Origin of the sequence: Veillonella sp. LMAG:90 (assembly GCF_008679445.1) — a bacterium.
Taxonomy (GTDB): domain Bacteria; phylum Bacillota; class Negativicutes; order Veillonellales; family Veillonellaceae; genus Veillonella_A.
Window position 1 is genome coordinate 1,312,556 of sequence record NZ_NAND01000001.1, and the last position, 24,102, is coordinate 1,336,657.

The 24,102-nt window shown below is 41.1% G+C and carries 24 protein-coding genes and 1 tRNA gene; 17 read left to right on the plus strand and 8 right to left on the minus strand.

Translation table 11 applies throughout. From position 1 onward, the window contains the following. Positions 1-6: 6 nt before the first annotated feature. The 4 genes from CCC71_RS05785 to surE all read left to right on the plus strand — a co-directional run bounded on the left by CCC71_RS05785 (position 7) and on the right by surE (position 3,598). The gene (locus CCC71_RS05785; RefSeq protein WP_156705663.1) at positions 7-651 is read left to right on the plus strand and encodes a phosphatidylserine decarboxylase family protein; all 645 of its coding nucleotides are present in this window, start codon (positions 7-9) and stop codon (positions 649-651) included. After that, complete coding sequence (gene pssA / locus CCC71_RS05790; RefSeq protein ID WP_021842500.1) at positions 644-1,315, plus strand: CDP-diacylglycerol--serine O-phosphatidyltransferase; 672 nt, start codon at positions 644-646, stop codon at positions 1,313-1,315. Before CCC71_RS05785 ends, pssA begins: the two co-directional genes overlap by 8 nt. A 14-nt stretch (positions 1,316-1,329) precedes the next feature. Continuing rightward, complete coding sequence (locus CCC71_RS05795) at positions 1,330-2,595, plus strand: glycosyltransferase family 2 protein (protein WP_021842499.1); 1,266 nt, start codon at positions 1,330-1,332, stop codon at positions 2,593-2,595. A gap of 235 nt (positions 2,596-2,830) precedes the next feature. Next, positions 2,831-3,598 carry a 5'/3'-nucleotidase SurE gene (surE, locus tag CCC71_RS05800; protein WP_296333223.1) on the plus strand — a complete coding sequence of 256 codons (768 nt, stop codon included), beginning with the start codon at positions 2,831-2,833 and terminating at the stop codon, positions 3,596-3,598. A gap of 147 nt (positions 3,599-3,745) precedes the next feature. Here the strand turns inward: surE and CCC71_RS10865 are convergent, their stop codons facing one another. Further along, the gene (locus CCC71_RS10865) at positions 3,746-3,814 is read right to left on the minus strand and encodes a putative holin-like toxin (RefSeq protein WP_226974403.1); all 69 of its coding nucleotides are present in this window, start codon (positions 3,812-3,814) and stop codon (positions 3,746-3,748) included. Between the two features lie 461 nt (positions 3,815-4,275). Between CCC71_RS10865 and CCC71_RS05805 the strand changes: the two genes are divergently transcribed. Beyond that, positions 4,276-4,815: a flavin reductase gene (locus CCC71_RS05805; RefSeq protein WP_296333226.1), complete on the plus strand. Its 540-nt coding sequence runs from the start codon at positions 4,276-4,278 to the stop codon at positions 4,813-4,815. Between the two features lie 247 nt (positions 4,816-5,062). Here the strand turns inward: CCC71_RS05805 and CCC71_RS10870 are convergent, their stop codons facing one another. Continuing rightward, entirely contained in the window at positions 5,063-5,137 is a 75-nt protein-coding gene (locus CCC71_RS10870; RefSeq protein WP_226974596.1) for a putative holin-like toxin, read from the minus strand. 196 nt (positions 5,138-5,333) lie between these two features. Next, positions 5,334-5,417, minus strand: a tRNA-Leu gene (locus CCC71_RS05810). A 321-nt stretch (positions 5,418-5,738) separates the two neighbouring features. Here CCC71_RS05810 and CCC71_RS05815 point away from each other — a divergent pair. Further along, positions 5,739-6,383, plus strand: a complete 645-nt coding sequence (locus tag CCC71_RS05815; protein WP_156705657.1) for a hypothetical protein — start codon at positions 5,739-5,741, stop codon at positions 6,381-6,383. A 170-nt stretch (positions 6,384-6,553) separates the two neighbouring features. Here CCC71_RS05815 and CCC71_RS05820 read toward each other — a convergent pair whose 3' ends face one another. Then, the gene (locus CCC71_RS05820; protein WP_156705659.1) at positions 6,554-7,915 is read right to left on the minus strand and encodes an MATE family efflux transporter; all 1,362 of its coding nucleotides are present in this window, start codon (positions 7,913-7,915) and stop codon (positions 6,554-6,556) included. Positions 7,916-8,305: 390 nt separating this feature from the next. Between CCC71_RS05820 and CCC71_RS05825 the strand changes: the two genes are divergently transcribed. The 11 genes from CCC71_RS05825 (at position 8,306) to CCC71_RS05875 (ending at position 20,914) form a co-directional block, all read left to right on the plus strand. After that, positions 8,306-8,980: a YjbE family putative metal transport protein gene (locus CCC71_RS05825; RefSeq protein ID WP_021842494.1), complete on the plus strand. Its 675-nt coding sequence runs from the start codon at positions 8,306-8,308 to the stop codon at positions 8,978-8,980. Positions 8,981-9,286: 306 nt separating this feature from the next. Continuing rightward, the gene (locus tag CCC71_RS05830; protein ID WP_021842493.1) at positions 9,287-10,453 is read left to right on the plus strand and encodes an alpha/beta hydrolase; all 1,167 of its coding nucleotides are present in this window, start codon (positions 9,287-9,289) and stop codon (positions 10,451-10,453) included. 243 nt (positions 10,454-10,696) lie between these two features. Beyond that, positions 10,697-11,674, plus strand: a complete 978-nt coding sequence (locus tag CCC71_RS05835) for an aldo/keto reductase (RefSeq protein ID WP_021842492.1) — start codon at positions 10,697-10,699, stop codon at positions 11,672-11,674. Between the two features lie 607 nt (positions 11,675-12,281). Beyond that, positions 12,282-12,698, plus strand: coding sequence for a DoxX family protein (locus CCC71_RS05840; protein WP_021842491.1), 417 nt, complete (start codon positions 12,282-12,284; stop codon positions 12,696-12,698). 160 nt (positions 12,699-12,858) lie between these two features. Next, positions 12,859-13,938 carry an IS30 family transposase gene (locus CCC71_RS05845; protein WP_226974713.1) on the plus strand — a complete coding sequence of 360 codons (1,080 nt, stop codon included), beginning with the start codon at positions 12,859-12,861 and terminating at the stop codon, positions 13,936-13,938. A gap of 202 nt (positions 13,939-14,140) precedes the next feature. Further along, positions 14,141-14,755, plus strand: coding sequence for a thiamine diphosphokinase (locus CCC71_RS05850; RefSeq protein WP_021842349.1), 615 nt, complete (start codon positions 14,141-14,143; stop codon positions 14,753-14,755). Between the two features lie 174 nt (positions 14,756-14,929). After that, complete coding sequence (locus CCC71_RS05855) at positions 14,930-16,186, plus strand: cation:proton antiporter (RefSeq protein WP_021842350.1); 1,257 nt, start codon at positions 14,930-14,932, stop codon at positions 16,184-16,186. Positions 16,187-16,189: 3 nt separating this feature from the next. After that, the gene (locus CCC71_RS05860; RefSeq protein WP_156705743.1) at positions 16,190-17,641 is read left to right on the plus strand and encodes a sensor histidine kinase; all 1,452 of its coding nucleotides are present in this window, start codon (positions 16,190-16,192) and stop codon (positions 17,639-17,641) included. A 4-nt stretch (positions 17,642-17,645) separates the two neighbouring features. Beyond that, on the plus strand, positions 17,646-18,344 hold the full coding sequence (locus tag CCC71_RS05865) for a response regulator transcription factor (RefSeq protein WP_156705745.1): 699 nt from the start codon (positions 17,646-17,648) through the stop codon (positions 18,342-18,344). 295 nt (positions 18,345-18,639) lie between these two features. Then, a complete protein-coding gene (locus tag CCC71_RS05870) occupies positions 18,640-19,272 on the plus strand; it encodes a phosphatase PAP2 family protein (RefSeq protein ID WP_021842353.1) in 633 nt (210 codons plus the stop codon). Continuing rightward, positions 19,265-20,914, plus strand: coding sequence for an ArnT family glycosyltransferase (locus CCC71_RS05875; RefSeq protein ID WP_226974278.1), 1,650 nt, complete (start codon positions 19,265-19,267; stop codon positions 20,912-20,914). The genes CCC71_RS05870 and CCC71_RS05875 overlap by 8 nt, the downstream gene beginning before the upstream one ends. Positions 20,915-21,092: 178 nt before the next feature. On the opposite strand, the gene CCC71_RS05880 is transcribed toward CCC71_RS05875, so the two are convergent. From CCC71_RS05880 to CCC71_RS05895, 4 genes are all read right to left on the minus strand, one after another. Further along, entirely contained in the window at positions 21,093-21,515 is a 423-nt protein-coding gene (locus tag CCC71_RS05880; RefSeq protein WP_021840379.1) for a hypothetical protein, read from the minus strand. A 230-nt stretch (positions 21,516-21,745) separates the two neighbouring features. Further along, positions 21,746-22,039 carry a DUF5960 family protein gene (locus tag CCC71_RS05885; protein WP_021840380.1) on the minus strand — a complete coding sequence of 98 codons (294 nt, stop codon included), beginning with the start codon at positions 22,037-22,039 and terminating at the stop codon, positions 21,746-21,748. Continuing rightward, positions 22,029-22,412 (minus strand): hypothetical protein, encoded by a 384-nt coding sequence (locus tag CCC71_RS05890; RefSeq protein ID WP_021840381.1) that lies wholly within the window; start codon positions 22,410-22,412, stop codon positions 22,029-22,031. Before CCC71_RS05890 ends, CCC71_RS05885 begins: the two co-directional genes overlap by 11 nt. Further along, complete coding sequence (locus CCC71_RS05895) at positions 22,409-23,848, minus strand: Y-family DNA polymerase (RefSeq protein WP_021840382.1); 1,440 nt, start codon at positions 23,846-23,848, stop codon at positions 22,409-22,411. Before CCC71_RS05895 ends, CCC71_RS05890 begins: the two co-directional genes overlap by 4 nt. Between the last annotated feature and the right edge of the window lie 254 nt (positions 23,849-24,102).

Genomic DNA, 24,102 nt, shown 5'->3' on the forward strand with positions numbered 1-24,102 from the left:
TGCAAGATGCCCACAGGGTTTATTGTTAAAGATGGTTACCCTTTTATCGGTGTAACTTTTCTTATAGCATTTCTGGTGGGATATTTTATCTCCCCGTATGTGGCGATAATACCATTTATACTGGCTTGCTTTTTTACCTTCTTTTTTAGAAATCCGAAACGGGTAATTCCAAATGATCCGGACGTGCTGGTATCACCGGCTGACGGTAAGGTAATGGAAGTAAGTGAAGTGTATGAAGATTTATTCTTAAATACTGAATGTAAGAAGGTAACGATTTTTCTTTCTGTGTTTGATGTGCATGTAAATCGCGCGCCGATGGAAGGGAAAATTACGTTCCGACAATATACATGTGGCGGATTTTTGCCGGCCTATAAAGATTCGGTCGGTTTTGAAAACGAACGTCACTCCATTGGCATTGACAATGGTAAAATTGAAATTTTAGTTACTCAAATCGCAGGATTATTAGCGCGACGTGTTATATCGTGGACAGATTTAGGTAAGAATCTGGCCAAAGGAGAACTGTACGGGATGATTAAATTCGGATCTTGTACAGAAGTTTTCGTGCCTAAATCAGTAGAGATTACTGTTAAAAAAGGCGATTATGTACGTGGCGGAGAATCGATTATCGGGAGGCTGCAAAAAAATGGATAAGTCTATATTTCCAAATTTGTTTACGGCTGCTAATCTATCCTTTGGCGTCGTAGGCATAACTTTCGCGGCCCAAGGTGAATTTACGTTAGCAGCAATTTGTGTGTTATTATCCTTATTGTCTGACGGCTGTGACGGCCGTGTAGCTCGCGCGCTGGGCGTATCCGGACCAATGGGGCGTGAATTAGACTCCTTGGCGGATGTGGTTGGTTTCGGGGTTGCACCGGCTTACATGTTATACATGTATCAATTGAGTCATACCGGCTGGCTTGGCTATGTGCCTTTGTTAGCTTTCTCCGTATTCGGTGCTTTCCGTTTAGCTCGTTTTAACATTATGACCGATGAAGTACATGGTTACTTCTTAGGTTTGCCTATTCCGGCTGCCGGCTGTATGGCCGCAACCTATGTTTTATCCGGCATTCGTTTACCGGAATGGCTTTTGATGGTTTTAATGGTGGTAGTCGGCTATTTAATGGTAAGTCGCGTGCATCATCCGGATTTTAAAGGCAAGGGGGCCGATCCGGTAAATACATTGGCTTTAATTATTGTTGCGATTCTTGGCGTGTTAGCTTTAGTGTGGGATTGGCATTCATGGCCGGTTCTTATCTTTGCCCTGTACGCCGTATTTGGTATTTGTAACACAACTATTAATCTTGTAAAACGGTGAGGTGAAGGACGTAAATGGATTATATTCTTGACCTTCTCATGATTCCGCTACAGGTAATAATCGTATTCTATACGCTTTATTATTTCGTGTTGGCCGTAGCGGGCATGTGGCGAAGGAAAGAAAAAAAGAATTATACGCCTAAGAACTCATTTGCCATTATTGTATGTGCTCATAATGAAGAGGCCGTTGTCGGTCAATTGGTAGAGAATTTGAAGATTCTTGACTATCCGAAAGAGCTGTACGATATTTTTGTAGTAGCTGATAATTGTACCGACAAGACAGCTGAAATAGCTCGCAATGCCGGTGCGATTGTGCATGAGCGTGAAAATAAAGAAGAGGTAGGTAAGGGCTATGCCATGGGCTGGATGTTTAACCGCATCTACGAAATGGACCGCGAGTATGATGCCTTCGTAATTTTTGACGCTGATAATCTGGTACATCCTCATTTCTTAGCTGAAATGAATTACCACTTAGAATTGGGAGAGCCGGTTATTCAAGGCTATTTAAATGCAAAGAACCCAACAGATACGTGGGTGGCAGGCACATTTGCGATTGCTTTCTGGCAAGTGAATCACATGTGGCATTTAGCTAAATATAACCTTGGCTTGTCGACCGCGCTCGGTGGTACGGGTATGTGTATCCGTACGGACATTATTAAGACCTATGGATGGGATTGTAATTGTTTGACCGAAGACATGGAATTTTCCATGAAGCTTTTGATTCACGGGGTGAAAACAACGTGGGCTCATGATGCCATCGTGTATGATGAAAAACCGTTGACCTTTATGCAATCATGGCGGCAGCGTAAGCGTTGGGCACAAGGGCATTTTGATTGTGGCGAACGCTATATTCCGAAACTGTTTGTTGAAGGGATTAAGCAGGGGAACTTACGTATTTTAGACGGTATTATTCAGATTAGTCAGCCGTATTTCTTATTGGTATCTACGTTCTATCTGATTATGACCTATATTAATGCGTACGTGCCGATTTATACGAATATTATTTACCAGATTTTACCGGTTACGGTGTGGACCATCATCGGTATCGGGCAGTATTTGTTCCCACTCATCGTATTGGCCACCATTAAAGTACCGCCTAAAGTTTGGCTCTATTATTTGGTGTACCCGCTTTTCATGTACAGTTGGGTTCCGGTAACCTTCCTTGGTTATTTGAATCGCCATGATAAAGTGTGGGCCCATACCCAGCATACACGCGGCGTTTCGCTTGGTGAAGTGAAATTGACGCGCATGGGTGATGCGGATAAATCGATAAAGAAATAAAACTGTTAAAAAGTGCCTAGTAGCGTAGGCACTTTTTTGCATATAGGATATATAGAAGAAATTATTTACTGATATATTGTTACAATATAGAAGTTAGATACATTCGTTGCTGTCAATGTTCATGCTTTTTGGTGGACTTGTATTAAAAATCTCTATATAATAATAGATAGATGGCTATTATCTTAGGAAGTGAGTAGCCTGTTTTATGGTGAAAAGAAAGGATCTATAAAAGACTATGCACATTTTATTAACAAATGATGACGGCGTATGCGCCAACGGGATATTAGATTTAGGCGCGGAACTTGCCAAAGAGCACCGCGTAACGGTGATTGCACCGGAAGTGGAACAGAGTGCCAAATCACATGCCATTACCATTCAGATGCCGGTACGGTTGCGCCGTTTTTCAGACGAGGAAGACAATCCGAGACGCTTTGCCGTAACGGGAACGCCGACAGATTGCATGAAATTTGCGTTGTCTCACTTTTTGAAAAATGACATGCCGGACATGGTAGTATCCGGTGTAAATAACGGTTTTAACTTGGGATCCGATGCTTTATATTCCGGCACGGTAAGTGCGGCCATGGAAGCTATGTTCTATAAGGTGCCGGCCTTAGCCGTATCCGTTGAACGCTACAGTAAAAAACGGAGTGCCGAAATTATGCCGTTCATTCGTGAATTCATAGGTGAAGTATTTGAAAAACAGCAATTTAAGGGGCTGTTGAATATGAATTTTGCCAAAGAAGGTCCCGTAGGTTGGGATAATTGTGAAATCCTCGACCAAGGCATGCAGATGTATTACGATATTATCGATCCTCGTGAAGACCGTAAAGGCCGTAAATATTATTGGATTGGCGGTAAATTATCTTTTGAACCGGAAGAAACGCCGACTGACGTAGCTTCTATCAAAGAAGGTAAGGTGACGGTGGTGGCTCTTACTTGGAAACAACAGGATGACGAAGGTACAGCCCAAATGCGTGAGATTTTGGGAACGATTAAGAAGTGAGTATTGCTTTACTTGACGCTTATATATTATTGCGTTAAGATATATACAAGACGAGCCGTCATAGTGTGTGGTAACGCTAGGCTCATCTCTAGTGAAATTAGCAAATTGAGAAATGGCCTAGTCGTTACAAACGTATTAGGTCATTTTTCATTTAAGAATCAAGACCACTAAGGTAGCGAAAGCTATCATCAAGGATAAAGCTTCGAATACACTCATGATCTCACCTCCTTAACAGAGATGACCTAGTCGCACTATAACGGCTCTTGATTATTAGTATACTCCTTTTATCTCTATAATTAAAGAAAAAGTCGAAAATATGTTCTTGAGGAAAAGTTGAAAGATTATATTAAATAAAAAAGAAGCCAACCCCAATCGCTCAAAGGCGACATGATGGGTTGACTTCTCCTAATATTTTAACTATACGTGAATTATTATAAGGTGTCAAGAATGGGAAGATAGTCTATAATAAAAGTAAAATAGGTATTAAAATGTGCTAAAAAGGTGCTAAGAAGACAGGAAGAAAAGAGGAAAAGGTAGTGTCTATCTAACAAGTACATACTTGCCAATGCTATTTTATTAGTATATAATAACATATATAGAAATTTAGAAATGTAGATATAAGGCTATACATAGGCTATTAGACTATGGCTGGTGTATGGCATGAAAGGATGTTTTAAATGTCAGTATTAAAAGAAGATACAAACAAGTTAATGGAGTTGTTTGAAAAAAATTGGGCGTTGGTAACGGCCGGTTCTATAGAGGACTATAATAGTTGTACTGTTAGTTGGGGGAGTTTGGGCAATATTTGGGGGAATCCCGGACAGAGTCATAAAGTGGCAACGGTATATATTCATCCGGCCCGCTATACCAGTGAATTTTTAAAGCGGAATGACTTTTTTACGGTTAGCTTTTTTGACCCGAAATTTCGTAAAGCTTTAGGCTATATGGGATCTCATTCGGGGCGTGATGGCGATAAAGCTAAAGGCGCAGGGCTGACTCCGGTTGCTTTTGGTGATGGCGTAACTTTTGAAGAAGCTGAACTGACACTATTATGTCGCAAACTGTATTTGCATCAGTTTACTAAAGAAGATTTGTCGCAGGATGTACAGGATTACTATGCATCTTTGCCACAAACTTATCCTGATTTTAAAGGCGGATGGCAACCTCATTACCAAATTATTGGTTCTGTAACAGATATAAAATATATTATTACCTGATTAAATCATGTGCTAATTTAGTACTAAATATTGCAATAAATGGGTTTGTAATGAATATATCCCTAAAAGTATGTGCACTATTATATGCCTTACTGTTGAGGATGAGTATTAGTTTACTTGACGCTTATATATTATTGCGTTAAGATATATACATAAGACGAGCCGTCATAGTGTTTCGTAGCGCTAGGCTCATCTCTGGGTAAGATTACAAATTGAGAAATGGCCTAGTCGTTACTTAACGATTAGGTCATTTTTCATGTAGAATTAAGACCACTAGAGTAGCAAAAGCTATCATCAAGGATAATGCTTCGAATACACTCATGATCTCACCTCCTTAACAGAGATGACCTAGTCACACTATAACGGCTCTTGATTATTAGTATACTCCTTTTATATCTATAATTAAAGATATAATCGAAAGTATGTTCTTGAGGAAAAGTTGAAAGATTATATAAATAAAAAATGCTATTTCTATGAGCGGGCAATCATCACCCAATATCATAGAAATAGCATTTTTGTGGTGCGGTTGGCGGGAGTCGAACCCGCACACCCGAAGGCACTGCCGCCTGAAGACAGCGCGTCTGCCATTCCGCCACAACCGCATGAAATATGTACTTATTGTATTACTTTTGATGTTTCATGTCAAATAAACGCGCTGTTAAAGCACATTATGCTTAGTTAGTAAATTTAGCGTTGGAGAAATTGGGCAAACGGTGAAATAGTTTCAGCTTCAAATTGTAATGATAATTTTGTATAATTACATATAGAACATGTTCCGGAATAATTATTCTGATGATAATTAAGAAGGGGTTTAAATGTCTTATTTTACTGACGTTATATAATCGGCTAAAGTTAGCCTTTATTTGGTAATAATCCAGTACGACAATTATATTGAGAATTAAACTTAATAAAGGAGACATAATATGGATATGAGTCAATTATATGAAGCTTTGCTGCAATATATAGAGAGTGAGAACTATCAGGAAATAGATGCTAAGACATTTTATCGAAAAATCTTCCCTGAAGGCATACTCGAAAAAGAGGGGGGCTCTGAAGGTAAGCCAAATGGTATTTTAGTCACTAAAGACGCATCCGGTAAGCCAACAGGCCATTCGGCGATTAGTGATGAATTGAATGAAATTCTGAATTTAGATCCGGACTCCGAAGCCGTTATGGCGCCGATTTCGTACTATGGTCAAAACTTGACCGGTCGCAACGGTGGCGTATTACATGCCTTAACGATTACCGTGCCGGTACAGCGTGTTGCCGAATTAGAACGTTTATTGGCCATATTAACACAGTCAGTTTTTCTTAAAGCGACGTATTTCGTACTTACGGGCGAGTCGATTCAACTTTACTATGTCTATGAAGAGGGCGTGGCTATGACCGGTGAAGCCCAAAAAGAGTTGATAGCTCAGAAACAAGTGTTAATTGATCGTTTTAATGAGTTACTGGGCCTAACCAAACCGATTGCCATGACACCGCTCGCCGATCGTTTACCTATTATTGGGACCGTTAGTGGCAAAGACCGTTTGCCGGTTCGAGCGTTTCAAGTTAAGTTAAAGTAAAAGTAAAAGTAAAAGTAAAAGTAAATGACTTGTAGGATGCGATAACCGAAAGATGTTTTTCAAAATTAATAGATAGCAAAAAACACAGGGCGCTTATCATTGAGTAAGCAACCCTGTGTTTCTAGTTTTCATGAGTTACGAATATATTTTTCAGTACAATCAAAAGCAATTTATGCTTCCAGCTCTTTAGCGTAGCGGCGATGTTGAATATACCAAACGCGGACTGTATAGGCAATGGACGCAGCGGTAAGGCCGCCTAAGAGGCCCATCCAGATGCCGTAAGGACCAAAGTCGAACCCAAAAGTGAAGAGCGCTGCTATCGGCGTACTCACGCCCCAATAGCAACTTAGGGCTATGATAGAGATAATTCGCACGTCTTTGTAACCGCGCAATATACCTTGAAGCGGTGTGCCGAAGGCATCGATAACAGTAAAGAAGACCGCATAGGCTAAGAAGCTACTGATTAGACCGGTCATATGAGGATCATTCGTATAGAAGCCGGCAATTTGTTCCAAGTGGGTAAAGCTGTACATACAGATTAGAATGGCGATGATAATGGCGATGCCACGGGCGATATAGGCGTATTGTTTGGCGTCGCGGAATCGTTGGGCACCCACTTCATAGCCAACGGTAATGGTAGAAGCAATACTGATACTGAGCGGAAACCCGTAGAATAAGTTAGTAAAGCTAATAGCTGCCTGATGAGCGGCGATGATTTCTGTACCGTAGTAAGCCATTAAGAGTCCGGCTAAGCTGAAAATACTCATTTCACAGAATATGGCAATACCGATAGGAACGCCCAAGGTTAATTGTTCAACAATATAAGGGCTTTGAAAAGCGGGCCACTGCCTAAAGACTTTATAGTGTTTGAAATTTTTGTTAAAAAGTAAAATGAGAATATAGGCTAAAAGGTTGTACCAACAGCTAATGGCCGTAGCAATGCCGGCACCGACGCCGCCAAAGGCAGGCAAACCGAAATGCCCCAGAATAAAGGCATAGTTTAGCAGTACGTTAAGGACAAAACTGGACACCATAATCATCATGGAATAGTGGGTAAAGCCATGAGCATCCACCGAATTTCGGAGAACCGTGCTGCCCATGAGGGGAATAATCCCGAAGGCAATGGCTATCATGTAATCAATGGTGATAACCTGTGCATCAGGCGCCAAATTAATGAGTTTTAACACCGGCTCGAGGGCAAGAATGCCGGCTAGAATTAAGAGGCTACCTAAGCCAACCGCCAAATAGAGACCATGAGCAATAATCGTGGGTATATTTTCTTTTTTGTCGGCCCCCAAAAGTTGCGCAATAATAGGGGAAATACCCAGTAAAATACCCATGGCACCGAAGAAGCAAGCCGTCCAAATATTATAGCCTACAGATACCCCGGCGAGATGCAGGGTGCTGTATTGACCGGATAGTAAGATGGCTACAAATGAGCCCGCAATTAGCGAGAACTGTGTTAATACGATAGGGCCCGCTAACCGCAAAAACAGCAGGATTTTTTCAAAAATTTTAAAGGTAGGATGCATACGAACTCCTTATCTATACAATAAAAAAGTCTCCAACTAAGCATCGGAGATTTTAAAATAATCACAAGAAAAGCGTAATATCTGATTCGCAATGTATTAATCACAACATATTACTCGAAATGTGTTCATCATGTCAATATTATTATAACTTTATTGTAACATAGCATCAGAAGATTGAAAAGTTGTTAGGCGGGAAGCGATATTGTCGAAATATCGTTAGCCGTGTATGTATTGTGATATGGAAGGATTGCTAGAGTTAAGCGATTTTTATTAAAAAGTAGGCTATAAAAATTATCAGATTTCTATCGACAAGGTGACGATATTTCGATATAATATCTATAGTATATTGATATATTACGATACATTGATTAATTTGACGGAGGTATGATTTTGGAACTGTTTTCAGCTGCAGGATTATTGGCAATTGCAAAAATTATTGTCATCGACATTTTATTGGCCGGCGACAATGCGATTGTTATTGGTATGGCCGCCAAAAACTTACAGGAGAAGCATCGTAAGCTGGCTATTTTCTGGGGCACATTCGGGGCGATTGCTTTACGCTTAATTATGGCGTTTCTTTTTGTGGAAGCGATTAATAATATCCCGGGGTTACGCTTAGTAGGTGGTGTATTATTACTTTGGATTGGCTATAAATTGATGGCCGCCAATGAATCGTCTCATAATATTGAGGCAAAGAGCAATTTGCGCGATGCCATTATTACCATTGTAATTGCAGACGGTATCATGGGTATCGATAACGTTATCGGCGTTGTTGGTGCAGCCGAAGGCAACATGATGCTTGTACTTGTTGGTATTTTAATCACTGTACCGATTATTATCTGGGGTAGTACGATGTTCATCAAGTTGATTGAAAAATACCCTGTTATTCTCTTCTTCGGTGGCGGTATTTTAGGCTGGATCGGCGGTGAAATGATTCACGTTGACCAGTATACATTCGATTTAATTGACCCGATTAGTTTACCGTTCAAAATCGCTTGTATTATTTTAGTCGTTGGTGCTGCTTTGATTCAACGTAAATTGACAGCGAAAAAAGCTGATAACTAAGAATAAGCTAATAACTGAATAAAGAATACAAAATTAAAGGTCTTAATGTACGACTTAGTAGCTTAGTTGCGGCAATGAAATCGTTCATTAAGACCTCTTTTTATATCATTACAGAATTAATGTAGGTTCATAGAATGCATATTAAGTAATGGAACGCTTTAGTATAAACAAGACGCATACATGTATTGAGAAGTGCTATTGTACTTTTAGAGAAGATTTTCGATATACTAAAAGGGTAGTAAGTAATCGAAAAATTAAATAAACTGATATTTTTTACCATTAATTTTTACCTTAGGAGGACTATCCATGAATACGATTAAAAAAACAGCACTTCGTTTATTTGTAGCATCTGCACTTCTTTCTTCCACGATGGCTGTTAATATGGTTGTATCGGCAGCTGATGAAGTGGCAGCCAATCCGCCAACGACTATTACAGCGAATACCCAATCATCGGCATTAATTACCAATAAGGCTATGAAGCAGCGTAAGCCATTACAAATTGCGGAACAAGGTATTTTTTCGGTAGGCGGTGTGGTGTTACAAAGTGAAGGCACATTCAATCCGGAAGATCTTTGGGAAGCAACGGGAGCAGGTCAGACATTACATGCGGACCATGCGAATGTGATGTATCAGATTCCGGTAAAAGCCGATGAAGCACCGATGATTTTCTTGCACGGCTATGGTCAGTCCCGCATGGGCTGGATGACAACACCGAATGGACGTCCGGGCTGGTCCGACTATTTCCTTCGTGAAGGGCATAGCGTATTCTTAGTAGACCAACCTCGTCGCGGTGAAGCGGGTACTACCTCGGTACCGGGTATTATTACGAATAAAACATTGGATCAACGCTGGTACACACAATTCCGTATTGGTCGCTGGGAAAACAATAAATCCGTCGTGTATGAAGGTTCCCAATTCCCGAATGATGATGCTTCGGTTGATCAATTCTTCAGACAAATGACGCCGGATACCTTTATGAAAACCGATACGGGATTTGATTTTGATCCTGTTGTAGTAGGTAAAGCGTTGGCTACTACGGTGGATGAAGTAACCACCAAAACCGGTGAAAAACCAATTGTAGTGACTCATTCTCAAGGTGGCGGTCCGGGCTGGCTCGCTGCAACGTATACCAATAATATAGCCGGTATTATTGCAATTGAACCGGGTAATCCTCCGGCAGCCGGCAGTGATGCGTACAAAGCGATTGATGAAAAGAAAATTCCGGTAGTGTTCTACTATGGTGATTACATCGACAATGGCGATCCTGCTATTTCTGCTACAGCTTTTTGGCAAGGTCGTCGTGATAATGCCAAGAAATTTGCTGAAGAAATGAATGCTAACGGTGGTAATGTAACGGTTATTGACTTGCCAAAAGAAGGTATTTACGGTAATGAACACTTCATTTTCCAAGATAAAAACAGTGATGAAGTAGAGGCTCACGTGGAAAAATGGATTAAGAAGAACGTTAAATAAGCAGATTTGGCAGAACAATGGCTGAAATCCAAAGGTCTTGGCAAATAAATTTATATAAATATGGTTAATTGATAAAAAGGCCTGTAGTTTTGCAGGCTTTTTTATAAAATTATAGGCAACGCTTATTTTGCTTGCTATAATAAAAACAGGAAATAAATTTTCGTAGTTAATATGAAGGTATTGCTGATTAGTGGAATCTTAATGGTTGTATACTAATCGGGGCCGTACCGGTAAGGAGATACTATGGAATACGTAAAATTAGGCCGCACCGGTCTTGATGTTTCTAAATTGGCATTGGGTTGTATGAGTTATGGCGCACCGGTAAGTGAACAGTTTTGTTGGGTTTTGGAAGAACCGGAAGCCCGTAAAGTCATCAAACATGCGGTTAATCAGGGAATTAACTTCTTTGATACGGCGAATTGCTATAGTAATGGCGTGAGTGAAGAGATTTTGGGCCGTGCCGTTAAGGATTTTATGCATCGCGAAGATGTGGTAATTTCGACTAAAGTATTTGTGGAAATGCGTAACCGTCCGAATGGCGGTGGTTTGTCTCGCAAAGAAATTATGTATGAAGTAGAACAAAGTTTACGCCGTTTAGGCCTTGATTATGTGGATATTTTGTACATTCATCGTTGGGACTATAACACGCCGATTGAAGAAACGATGCGCGCTCTTAATGATTTGGTGACCGATGGCAAAGTTCGTTATTTGGGCGCCAGTGCCATGTATGCATGGCAGTTCCAAAAGGCACAATATACGGCGGAGCGTCATGGTTGGGTGCCGTTTGTAGCCATGCAGAATCACTATAATTTGTTATATCGTGAAGAAGAACGTGAAATGATTCCTTTGTGTAAGGATATGGGCGTTGGCTTAACGCCATATAGCCCGTTGGCAGCCGGTCGCCTCAGTCGTGACTGGACGGCTACTACGACGAGAGCGGAACTCGATAAATTTGCTAAAGGCAAGTACGATAGCACGAAGGATACGGATAAAATTATCGTTGATCGTGTCGGTGAATTGGCTGAGCGTTACGGTACAACGCGTACCGGCATTGCTTTGGCTTGGCAATGGCATAAGGGCGTAGTAGCACCGATTATTGGGCCGACTAAGGAAAAATATATTGATGATGCGGTGGCCGCTATCGACGTCAAGTTAAGCGACGAAGATGTGGCGTATTTGGAAGAACCGTATGTACCTCATAAGGTTATGGGTGCCCGTTAAAAACTCTTAGGTGAGGACATGAAAAGGCTCGTATTAGAGCGACAAACCTCGTATTATTGAGCGGGTACAACCTATAAAAAAGAGTAGTCACGTTGATTGACCGGGCCTTTCTTGAGAGAGGAGGGCTAAGTACAGTACAACATGACTACTCTTTTCACATAGAGAATAAAAATATGGACATAGGTTTAGCACAAAACGTGTTGCATGTCACCTATAATTCTATTAATTGAAGGATTTATAGAAGCGAGGCATCACCGGTGACGAAACAGTTTATAAAATACGTAGAAAAATTGGTGTAGAACGAAGGCGGGGGATAATTATGAAAATTAAGGCGCTATGCAGAGTGTATACTTGCGAGATTATGGTGGCAATCTAATTGAAATTAGTTCTTATAATGAAATATAGAGAAATTTAAATATAGTTGTTGACAAGGTCGGAAAAGCGCTATATAATGTACATGTAATCATAGTTATTACTAGTTAAAACGAATCAGTATTAATCGCGGTATTAAGCGGTTAGTGTTGTTGTGTTAAAGGTACCGTATTAGATTTTTGGGCGGTACATGTGTTTAGATAATGTTTCAACAAAACGAAAGAGAGTGACAAACATGGACATTTTATTGAAAAACTTATTCCGTTACCAAGATCAAGGCTTATTATTTTATCGTATTGTTTTTGGTTTATCGATGATGGCACACGGCTATTTCAAATTTGCCGGCGGCGAACAAGTGTTGACTGCTGTAGGTAGCATGTTAGGCGTATTTGGTATTACCGGTGGCTATTACATGTTAGGTATCATGGCAGCCAGTGCTGAATTAATCGGCGGCTTGTTAGTTTTATTAGGCCTTGGTACTCGTTTAGGTGCCTTACTGATTGTAGGTACTTTATTCGTGGCTACTGTATTGGAATTGGGTAATGGCTTCTTAAAATGGGACTATCCGTCTCAGATGATGTTCGGCGCTATTATGCTTTTCATCGCCGGTCCTGGCCGTTTCAGCTTTGACTACAAAATTGCTCATAAATAAGAATTGAGCGATTGTGTTAAGCCTTGAAATTTAATATTGTAATTAATAGGTTAATTGTACAATGAAATTGAACACATAAAAAAATCCATAGTGAATACCGATTTGTGTTATGATTAAGGTCTCTAATCTAAAATCTTATACACGAGGTATCGATATCACTATGGACTCTATTAATCATAACACATCATTACGTACAAACAAACACTTATCTTACGCAGAACGCTTTCATATTGAAAAACAATTGCAAGCGGGTGCTTCAAAACTGTCGATTGCTAAAGCTTTAGGCCGTTCTCGTACAACCATTCATGCTGAAATTCAACGAGGTACTGTTGAACAAATAAAGGCTGGTAAACGGGTCATGGTGTATCTAGCCGATCATGGACAGGCAAAGTATGAAACCTCTCGTAAAGGCTCGTTTAATACTCGAAAAGCCGGTATGATTACACCTTTTCTTACTTGGGTTGAAGACCAGGTATTGGAGCATAAATGGTCATTTGATGCTGCCGTAGGCTATGCATTGCGTAAGTGCTTGTTTGTACGTAATGAAATGGTGTCTACTAAAACTTTATATAACTACCTTCATGAAGACCTTCTCCGCGTTAAACCAATGGATTTACCGCTAGTGCTACGCCGTTCAATGCGTAAAGCTATTACGCGTAAGCACAAGAAAAATCTAGGTAAGTCTATTGAACTACGTGATGAATCTGTTTTGACTCGCGAGGAATTTGGAAATTGGGAACTCGATACCGTTCGAGGCATTAAAGATAAGCATGATGAAGTAATTATCTCTCTATTAGAACGTAAAACACGAATTTATGTAACGTTACGGTCACCTTCCGCTAAAGCAGTTGACATAAAAAACACGCTACACAACTGGCTATTAGGCTTTAGTACCGATATTTCATTACAGCAACTCTGCAAGACAATTACAGCTGATAATGGCCTTGAATTTGCGTCTATTACTGAACTTGAAACAGAGAATTTACAGATCTTTTTTGCTCATCCATATGCCGCATGGGAACGTGGCTCTAATGAACGACATAATGGTTTATTACGCCGCATTATTCCTAAAGGAACACCAATTCGTGACGTATCCGAAACAACACTTCGCCGGGCAACCGACTGGTGTAATTCCTTACCTCGTAAGATCCTAAATTACCGTACGCCGCAAGAAGCCTTTGTTGAAGAAGTTAAGAAGTTAGTGGATTTACAAAGTGTTCAATTTGATATTGCAATTTAGCATTGTAATTAATATTTGCAAGAGCTCCTGTAAAGGAGCTCTTTTTTCATACTCTATGGGGAGATTTATTTTAGGTATAACATGTGGGCATAGTTTACGTATAAGAAACAGTTTCGGCTTATGTGTTTCTTTGCTGTTCCTTTATCCTCTCATATGGTGTATAGTTAATCATATATTATACTGTAATAGGACGGGAGCGACTATGAGAAAACATTGTGCAATAGTACTGGGTGGAATTTTTTCACCTTTAGATGGTATCGATACAGCTGATTTTGTGATAGCTTGTGATAAAGGGTATGCCTATATCCGTGAATACGATTTGGAACCGGACTTGGTGGTAGGTGATTTTGATTCTTATCACGGGAAAATCACGCCGGGTATTGAAATACTTGATTTACCGACTATGAAAGATGATACGGACACATTGGCAGCGATTCGTTATGCCTTAGAACATGATTATAAAGACTTAACTCTATATTGCGCCTTTGGCGGTCGTTTTGACCATTTAATGGGGAATGTACAGGCAGCCATGTATGCTGTGTCACAAGGGGCCGTCGTGCGCATGGTGAGCCACGATACGGATAGTTATCTGTTTAGCCATGGCGACATTACCTTAGAACCGCGGATGGACTACTCCTTGTCGGTACTCGCTTTATCTGACGAATGTCATAATGTGACGATTACGGGAGCTAAGTATGCGTTGAAAAATGCGACTTTGTACAATACAAAGCCGGTAGGTGTAAGTAATGTGTGGCATGATACAGTACACGTGAAGGTGGGCGACGGCATTTTGATGGTGTCCATGTCGCATATGTAGGACAGTAAATATAGTATCATCAACCTGATAGGGCTCATACCCGCTACATAAAATTAAGAAAGTAATCAGAAAATATAATCCGGCAACGGATGTGGACCCAAGTTTGGAAGCGAGTCTTGAACCGAGTGAATGGAATCGCTGATGACGGCTTGTGTCATAGGAGGTTTTTAAAGTATGTTAACATCATTAGGATTTGTCATATTAGGTGGCGCCGCTTTAGCTGCGGTGTGTCGCAAAATACAACTGCCGACCATTATCGGGCTTATGTTGGCCGGTATGCTTTTGGGACCGCAGGGGGGCAATTGGCTCGATTCGACCATGCTTACCATTTCACCTGATTTGCGGCAGTTAGCTCTTATAGTTATCCTTGTAAAGGCAGGCCTTGCTATTAATTTGCGAGATATTTGGAGTCTTGGACGGCCACTTCTGATGATGTCGACAGTACCAATGTTAATAGAGTTGACAATACTTACGTATTTAGGCCTTTATGTATTTGGCCTCCATGGCCTGGAAGCTTTACTTTTGGCGACTGCCGTTTGTGCCGTGTCGCCGGCCGTTGTGGTTTTTCGCATGATTCATCTCATTGAATTACGTTATGGGACGAAAAAGAAGATTCCGCAACTCATCATGGTAGCTTCGTCATTAGAAGATATTGTAGTCGTGGTTATTTTTTCATTAGTACTAGCGCTCGTGGAGGCCCATGTGGCTACACCGGAAGGCATGAGTGCCTTGGCCATTGCCGCTCAGGTTCCGGTAGCATTGTTTAGTGGCATTGTGCTGGGCTTTATAGGTGGCTTTATACTGTCGTATATTGCCAAACGAATGAATAAAGGCGATCAATTATTGCCCGGTACAGTGACATTATTGCTGACGATTTTGATTGCCGCATCGTTTGTGATGGTGGCGATCAGTAATTGGTTCAAGCCGTATGCGGCCGTTTCAGGTCTTTTGGCGGTTATGATTATGTCCAGTGTGGTCAAAGGACAGGTGTCTTATGATTTGGGGCAGGCTCTTAATCGACAAATTAATCAACTATGGATTCCTATTGAAATCATCCTATTCGTGCTTGTAGGAGCGGCTATCGATACGACCTATATGCTCAGCATGAGCGGCATTTTGATTGGCGTTATCGCCTTAGGTTCTATGGGGCGTGCTTTGGGTGTAGGCGTGTCTTTGTTAAAAACGAAGCTCAATATGAAGGAGCGCATTTACTGTGCCATTTCCTTTGCCCCTAAAGCCACTGTGCAGGCAGCCATCGGCGGTATTCCGCTGGCTTTGGGGCTTGATAGCGGTCCTTTAGTGTTGGCCGCATCGGCCATGGCGATTTTAATCACATCGCCAATCGGCGCATTTGCCATGGATTATTTTTATAAACGATTATTGGAACCGGAAACAGATCCTATTATAGAAGGACAGGGGGAGGCAAAGTAAGGCATGTTAATAAAAAAGCGCCTGGTAATTTCCAATATTTTGATGATTGCCATTCCATCGATAGTGGCGTTACTTATTGTATTTGTCAGCTTGGCAGCCATTTGGATTCCAAGCGTGCAACGGAATAACATCGGGGTCCGTGATTTGGAAGATTTTGAGCGGACCGGAACCTTTATGCTGACACAGGTGGAAGGTAAGCTGCAGGAAACGGCAGCGGCCGGTCGCGATCCGAAGATTTCGGATGTATCGGCGGCACTGCGTCAAGTAACCGGCTATACAGTGCGTGTGGCAAGCCCGACCGGTGAATTATGGACTTGGGGCGATGCACCGGACGCGGAAGCCCTTAAGCTGGAAGATGCAGCAGATCAATTAAATGGTGACGGTATCATTTCAAACGGTAGTCATGCCGTAGCAACACGAAATGTGGTGACTAAGGCAGGTGATTATCGAGTCTATATTTATGGTTCAGAAATCAAGATACGAACCTGGCCGGCTAAAAACACGGTTAAATGGTCGCTCATATTTATCTTCATTATGTTTATCATAGGCATTATTGTAGCGAATAAATTCTTAACACGTTTTGTGTTTCAGCGTATTCGCAGTGCTTTAGATTTATTGGCATCGGGGGTTCGTCAAATTCGCGATGGCAATTTAAAAATTAAGCTTACCTATGACGGTAAAGACGAATTTGCCCCAATTTGTGAAGATTTTAACGATATGGCCCGTCGTTTGGAAGAGTCGGTAACGTTGATTCAAAAGCAGGAACAAAATCGTAAAGAGTTATTAGCCGGAATTTCTCATGATTTACGGTCCCCGTTAACGTCGATTAAGGCCTATGCGGAAGGTTTGGAGGACGGCATTGCGACGACGCCGGAATTACAGGCAAAATATGTGCGTATGATTCAGACAAAGGCGGATGAAATGGAGCACATGATCAGTAATCTCTTTACGTTTTCAAAAATGGATTTGGAAGAATATCCTAGCTATCCTGAAAAAATGGACCTGGGTGCGCATTTGGAACTGTTTATTCGTAATGAAGGGGAAGCGTATAAGAATAAGGGCTTAATTCTGCATCGTGAAATGATTGAGCACGATTCTTTGATTTGGGCTGACCCGTTTCAAATTCGCAATATCATAGCCAATATTGCCGATAACAGTGTAAAATATAAAGTGAATGAAACCGGTAACTTATATATTTCCTGTCAGACTCAGGAAGCTATGGTTGCGCTGATTTTAGTGGATGACGGCCCCGGAGTGAATGAAAGCAGTTTGGAACGGCTCTTTGATGTGTTTTATCGCAGTGATGCGGCGCGCAGTAATCCTCATAAGGGGAGCGGGCTCGGTCTTGCGATTGTTAAAAAGATGGTGCAGCAAATGGGTGGTACCATTGAAGCTGAAAACGCTGATGACGGTGGTTTGCGTATAATCATGAAGTTCCCGAAATACGGAGGTTAATGCAGTGGCGAAACGAATTTTAATAATTGAAGACGATCAAGCAATTGCTGAAATTGAGCGAGACTATTTAGAGCTGAGTCAATTTGAAGTAACCATCGCCAATGACGGCGGCAAAGGGCTGGAACTCGCCTTAAATGAACCTTTTGATTTAATATTGCTTGATGTCATGTTGCCGACCGTTGACGGTTTTAGTATTTTAAAGAAATTAAGAGAAACACTGGATATTCCGATTCTTATGGTAACGGCTAAGCAGGAAGATATAGATAAGATTCACGGGCTAGGCCTGGGTGCCGATGATTACATTGAAAAACCGTTTTCCCCAAGTATTTTGGTAGCGCGTGTTAAGGCAAATATTGCGCAATATGAGCGTTTGCGTAAAGACTCGACGAGCAACAAAGGGGAAGCGGACATTCAGGTGGGCCATTTACTCATTCAGCCGGGCTCACATCGCGTCTTTGTGCATAATAAAGAAGTAAATTTGAAAAATAAAGAATATGAATTGCTTTTATTCTTAGTCCGCAACGGTGATTTGGTATTTGATAAAGAAACCTTGTACGAGCGCATTTGGGGCCTCGAAGCCATTGGCGATGTGGCAACCGTAGCTGTTCATATCAATCGTTTACGTGAAAAAATCGAAGATGATCCGAGTAATCCGCGCTACATTGAAACCGTGTGGGGCGCCGGGTATCGGTTTAAAATGTAGTACGAGTGTGGCGTTAAAATGCAGTACGGGTATTGGTTTAAAATGTAGCATTCGATAAAGTATTGCCGGAGACAATAGCATGTCAAAGAGCAATACAAAGTAAATAGAATATAAGGTAAGCATTATAGCTGTCAGATGGGAAAAATCCCGTCCGGCAGCTATTTTTTTATTGAAAAAACTTGGTTTATTAATTTGAAATAAAAGTTTAAATTTTGTTTATATTTGGTGTAAATCTTGTTTAAAACCCTTTTGTATACTGAGAGTGTAAATTGGAATAAAGGAGTTTTTAACATTGATGGAACAAGTTTTTAGTCTCATACAACAGTATGATTTTTCGATTTTAAATTATATATGGTTATATGGGCATGCACATTGGCTTGATATTTTCATGGAAGAAGCCACTGATTTGGGTAATGGCGGGGCAATCTGGATTGCTCTTGGCATATTCTTTATGTTTCAAAAAAAATACCGAAAAGTAGGTTACATGATGATGACGGCCATGCTCATAGGCTTTGTTCTCTTGAACTTGGGCGTTAAGCCGATGGTGGCACGGCTTAGACCGTTTGAACTGCAACCGGCGGTGCAACTGTTAATCCATGAACCCTGGGATTATTCATTCCCGTCAGGTCATGCTTGGTCAGCTTTAGCCGCAGTTATAATTTTATTTATGAATAAGATTCCGGGCCGTTATGTGGCCTTAGGCGTAGCCTTACTTATCAGTTTTTCAAGAATCTATTTATATGTGCACTATCCATCAGATGTCATTGCGGGAGGTATATTTGGAGTGGTTATCGGTATGGCCAGTGTATACGGTTGGCGTTTTCTTGACAAAAAATACGCACAGCGCCGTCCCATAATAGTTAAAAATTCAGTTTCAGATTATGAATTATCTTATAAGCAGATTGAGGAGAGTGCCCATCATGAGTGAGTCAAAAAAATATCTCGGCTGGATTCTACTGTTAGGTGTGTATCTGTTTTTTCTGGGTAATTGGGGCATTGCCATCACGGATCCGGTAGAATCAAACTACGCTTTAACGGCGAAGGAAATGCTGCAGGCCGGCAATTATTTGTCGCCTCAGATTTACGGTAATTATTGGTATGACAAACCGATTTTCTTTTATTGGGAAGTCATCGCCGCCTTTAAACTCTTTGGTATTAACGAATGGGCAGCTCGTTTTTTTCCGGCTCTATTCGGCATTAGCGGTCTACTCATGACCTATTGGTTCACACAAAAACTCTTTAACCGCCTGACAGCGCTTGTAGCTACGGTTATTTTGGGCACATCGTTAGAATATTGGCTCATTTCTAAAACTGTAATTACCGATATGACCTTATTTGTGTTCTTCAACGCGGCGCTTATTTTCTTCTATTTGGGCTATTATTTTAAAAAGCGTAATTACTATTACGGAGCGTATTTCTTTGCAGGAATGGCTGTTTTGACAAAAGGTCCTATAGGCTTGTTGTTACCAGGTCTCATCGTAGTATTATTCCTCGTTTCACAGCGCGATTACAAAGAGCTGCTTCATATGAAATGGCTTGGCGGGATTGCTATATTTGTTCTAACTGCCGGCCCTTGGTACTACTACATGTACAGCGTGCACGGCATGGATTTTATCGACACCTTCTTGGGGGTTCATAATGTATTGCGTGCTACCGTTTCGGAACATCCGCGGGATAATGTGTGGTATTACTATTTGGGCATGTTTATTATCGGATTCTTCCCGTGGGTATTTACCTTACCGTATTTATTTAAACGTCGTTTTCAGGCGCAGCGTGAGCGTTTGCAAATAGCAGCCACTTCAAGTACCGGCATAAGCTTGGGGCAAGGCACCGATTCACTTGATGGCCATGATGATAATCATCTTGGCTCATTGGTTATGAATATTGGATCCGTAAGTGCGTCCGGCGCTATTATTCACGCACAACCGGCTATGAAAGATGCTATTAAAGGTAATAGTGATGGCACCCCAACTTGGCGAGTAATCCTGCGTGCTATGATGCAGTTTGACCAAACTACGGTATTCTTACTGATTTGGGCTTTTACAATTGCTGTGTTCTATCAATTGATGGCTACTAAATACACGACCTATACATTCCCGTATTTATTGCCGATTGCTATTTTGGCGGCTCGTGTCATGGTAAATCATTTGAAACTGGTGAAATACACCGTGATTGCCAATCTCATATTGTATTCCGTGCTTACCTTTGCCGTAGCGACGCCGTATTGCAACGCTTATTCTTCTAAAGCTGTAGGCAACGTGGTGGCACAAACGGTTAAACGGGGGGATATGGTTGTAAGTTATGGGCGTTATCAGACGTCCGCCGGATTCTACAGTAATCAGTTGATTTATCGTGTTGAAAAAGCAGCTGCTATTCCGGGCCTTGAACCATCGGCTATGAATTGGAATACGAAAAACGTAATGCCGTTCATTGCGGAAGAAACCGTGGCAACACGTGATCATGTTGTTGCCATCGTAGATAATCGCCGTTTAAAAGAATTTAAAGCCGATATGCCGGGACAATGGCAAGAAGTAAAAGCTTTGGATAAATTTACGGTGTTTAGAAAATAAGTTGCCTAAGTGGGCAAAAATAGAATTGCCTAGGTGGGCAATAAGAAATCCAGTTAAGTAACAATATAAGAACTCGGTTAAGTAACCATCTGATTTTAAGTCAAGTAACTTAATCAATAAAGCAAAAAAGCAACTAAAGGTAAAATGCCTTTGGTTGCTTTTTTATTAATAATGATTTTTATACGAAATATTCAAGTTGATTAGGAATTTCTCCGGTTTTTTGATAATATTCAAAGATTCTACGCAGTATTTTAAGAATTGTTATGTCGATTTGTATATCTAAAAGAGGAATATGATTGGCGTGCCAACAATGACTACAATTTTTAAAAGTTATATTGCCTAGAGAAAATTCTTTATTCCAATCTACCGCTTTAATAATTTGTTTTGTTTCTAATCGTTTACGACCGGAAGGTCGGCGGCGAATTCGCTGATGTATTTCAGCTTTAATAAAAGCAGATTTATTGATTGTGATAAGACCGTCGCTTATTTTCTCTTTATTTATATATTTTGGTATATTGAGGTTAAAACTGCCATATTCGTAAGAAACAGATACGTCGTCTTCTGATATTTTTTTAGCAAAACCGCCGTAGCCCATACTCATAATATAAACTCCTGTGTAATATTTTTATGATACGTTAGTAGTTATCTATATTGTAATTTAAAAACAGAAAATAAGCATTTAAATGGCAACATGAAATTGAATATTTTCAAAATTATTTACATTATATCGAAACCTCTGATTTAAAGGGGGTGAATTCGACCCCTTTAAAATTTGGAGTACAATACTAACAGTCTTCTCTTATATAGCTAACCTGTTTATAACATTACAGATTATCTTTTTGTTAACGAATGACCGTCATAAATATATTGCCTAATAAGGCGTTTGCCTTCGACGGCATGGATTTTAAAATAGAAATAATGGTTGCGGTTATCTTTGGCATTTTCCTTGTTGAGCTTGAAGTAATTTTGCTGTGAATGGGCCATACTTTGTAGAATATCATCGGTTAAAAAGGTTAGCGGTGTATCCAAGGCAGAATATTCATAAAAATCTTCTTCAAATTTCAGATAGTTCGGTGAAAAGTATGAAAATTGTAATTGGTTACGTTGAAATTCTCTAGATTCCATCGTTTGCCATCTCCTCGGTTGTAATGCGATTAATAGTATCTATAGGTAAGGTTGTAAAGGTATCATCTTGGTGTTTAATCGTGACTTCAGTCAAACTGAGATCATAAACTTTGCCTGTGATACGGCTTGTGGTGAGCGGTTGACCTTTACGTTGCACGCGTACCTCAAATGTGGCCGTGTATTGACCGGCATAGAGTCGACCCAGCCAGGTTAAACGTTCTTCAAGACTCATGGATTCATCGATTTCAAGATTCATATGAGATTGCAGTAAGGCCGTTTGGTGGTCGGATAAAAAGAAGCCCATCCATTTTGCCATTTTGCGGTCTTTGTAGGCACGGGCGGATTTGAATGGCAAATAGGAGCGGTCAATCATACTAAACCATCCAAACCGCCGGCACCACCGGCTGCATGACCGCCAATGAGTTTACTGCGGGCAATGGCACGGGATGAATCCAAGAGAACCGATGCCTTTTGAATGGCCAAGAAACCGTGCAGACGGCGAATATCATCAATGGTATGTTGGAGGCTGTGACTTTTGCGCACCGTATCCGGATTGTCGAAGAGGGAAATGGATTGTAAGGCTTCCGGAATGAACTGGCTATATTGAACGCCGATTTGACGAACTGCTTCTCCTTTATAATGTTTTCGGAATAATTTAATGACGTGGCGCGTCAATTCATCGGTCAGCTGCGTCGGCTCAATCTTCATCTGTGCTTGGAAAGAACCGCGAGACCGTTGTTCAAAATAGCTTTCTTTGGCAAAACCGATATAAACGGACACACAACGTGTTTGCTGATGGCTGCGGCGTAGCCGGATAGCCACCTGTTCCGCCATCTCGCTGAGCAAGAGCTCGATTTCATCTTGTTTTGTGTAGTTACGAGGCAAGATTTGTGAGTTGCCTAACCCCTTGGATTGTGGCGTATACGGTTCACGTACGTTACTTTCATCAACGCCGTTGGCGTGAAACCAGAGCTGTACGCCGATGACGCCCAAGTCTTTTTGAAGAATATCCGGATTGCAGTTAGCCAGCTTTTTGATGGAGTGAATGCCAAGATTATTTAAACGGCGAGCCATGCGACTGCCGATGCCCCAAAAGTTAGTTAGTTTGGGAATTTGCCATACTTTAGTGGATACATCTTCGTACGACCAGTTGGCACGCATAGTAGACGTCGTTTTAGCTTCATTATCGAGAGCCAGTTTGGCAAGTAACGGGTTCGCATTCGACATACCGACGGTAGAGAAAATACCGGTTCGCTGGCGAATATCATGCTGGATTTTGGCAGAGAGAATATCCAGCTTTTCACGGCGACTTAAACGCGGATCGGGCACAAAATACTTCAAAGATCGAGTAAGGTCTACAAAGCCTTCATCGATAGAATAAGGGCAAATATCTTCGGTGGCAGCGTACTCGCGCAGAATGCGTTGAATCTCGAGGTTTTTTATAATATAAAGGCCCATGCGCGGCGGCACGATTAAGGTGCGTTTGGCCCAGCTCTCGATATAATTGATGAAGTCGGGCGTAATGGGCAAGCCTTCTTTAAGGGCACGGCGTAAATTAAACTTCCTGGTTTCGATATCGAAAGGCAAATCGTAGGAACGACTTACATTTTGCTTGCCAAAGACATGTTTGAACGTTGGGGAGGACGCCAAAATCAGGCCTTTGGAATTGTCGGCCCGGCTCATGACACATAATGAAGTTGTGAGGGGATTTAAACCGCGCTCAATACATTCGACACTGGCGTAAAATGACTTCATGTCGACAAACGCAATGTCTGAGCGGGGCTCCAAGTCGTAATTAATATAGCCCATGATGGCACCTCCTTTTTACGTAATAACTTCTTTACTAAAATAATACATCGAATAAACGTTTGAGTCAATGGTAGAAAATAAGAATGGTTGTTTGGCTAAAAGGTAAAAATTTAAAGGTATTAAGAGTCTGCAATTTTAGTTAATTTATTGCTAGAAAGTTTAATTCGGTCGAATTCGACCGAATTATCTCCGGCTGGTTTTCTCTTTTTGGTTGTTGCCTCAAGGTGGCGTTCCACGTCCTTCGGTGCTGTTCT

Excerpts from the sequence above, each read along its gene's own strand:
- CCC71_RS05785 (WP_156705663.1), top strand. The coding sequence starts at position 7 with ATGCCCACAGGGTTTATTGTTAAAGATGGTTACCCTTTTATCGGTGTA.
- pssA (WP_021842500.1), top strand. The coding sequence starts at position 644 with ATGGATAAGTCTATATTTCCAAATTTGTTTACGGCTGCTAATCTATCC.
- CCC71_RS05795 (WP_021842499.1), top strand. The coding sequence starts at position 1,330 with ATGGATTATATTCTTGACCTTCTCATGATTCCGCTACAGGTAATAATC.
- surE (WP_296333223.1), top strand. The coding sequence starts at position 2,831 with ATGCACATTTTATTAACAAATGATGACGGCGTATGCGCCAACGGGATA.
- CCC71_RS05805 (WP_296333226.1), top strand. The coding sequence starts at position 4,276 with ATGTCAGTATTAAAAGAAGATACAAACAAGTTAATGGAGTTGTTTGAA.
- CCC71_RS05815 (WP_156705657.1), top strand. The coding sequence starts at position 5,739 with ATGGATATGAGTCAATTATATGAAGCTTTGCTGCAATATATAGAGAGT.
- CCC71_RS05820 (WP_156705659.1), bottom strand. The coding sequence starts at position 7,915 with ATGCATCCTACCTTTAAAATTTTTGAAAAAATCCTGCTGTTTTTGCGG.
- CCC71_RS05830 (WP_021842493.1), top strand. The coding sequence starts at position 9,287 with ATGAATACGATTAAAAAAACAGCACTTCGTTTATTTGTAGCATCTGCA.
- CCC71_RS05835 (WP_021842492.1), top strand. The coding sequence starts at position 10,697 with ATGGAATACGTAAAATTAGGCCGCACCGGTCTTGATGTTTCTAAATTG.
- CCC71_RS05840 (WP_021842491.1), top strand. The coding sequence starts at position 12,282 with ATGGACATTTTATTGAAAAACTTATTCCGTTACCAAGATCAAGGCTTA.
- CCC71_RS05845 (WP_226974713.1), top strand. The coding sequence starts at position 12,859 with ATGGACTCTATTAATCATAACACATCATTACGTACAAACAAACACTTA.
- CCC71_RS05850 (WP_021842349.1), top strand. The coding sequence starts at position 14,141 with ATGAGAAAACATTGTGCAATAGTACTGGGTGGAATTTTTTCACCTTTA.
- CCC71_RS05855 (WP_021842350.1), top strand. The coding sequence starts at position 14,930 with ATGTTAACATCATTAGGATTTGTCATATTAGGTGGCGCCGCTTTAGCT.
- CCC71_RS05860 (WP_156705743.1), top strand. The coding sequence starts at position 16,190 with ATGTTAATAAAAAAGCGCCTGGTAATTTCCAATATTTTGATGATTGCC.
- CCC71_RS05870 (WP_021842353.1), top strand. The coding sequence starts at position 18,640 with ATGGAACAAGTTTTTAGTCTCATACAACAGTATGATTTTTCGATTTTA.
- CCC71_RS05875 (WP_226974278.1), top strand. The coding sequence starts at position 19,265 with ATGAGTGAGTCAAAAAAATATCTCGGCTGGATTCTACTGTTAGGTGTG.
- CCC71_RS05880 (WP_021840379.1), bottom strand. The coding sequence starts at position 21,515 with ATGAGTATGGGCTACGGCGGTTTTGCTAAAAAAATATCAGAAGACGAC.
- CCC71_RS05885 (WP_021840380.1), bottom strand. The coding sequence starts at position 22,039 with ATGGAATCTAGAGAATTTCAACGTAACCAATTACAATTTTCATACTTT.
- CCC71_RS05890 (WP_021840381.1), bottom strand. The coding sequence starts at position 22,412 with ATGATTGACCGCTCCTATTTGCCATTCAAATCCGCCCGTGCCTACAAA.
- CCC71_RS05895 (WP_021840382.1), bottom strand. The coding sequence starts at position 23,848 with ATGGGCTATATTAATTACGACTTGGAGCCCCGCTCAGACATTGCGTTT.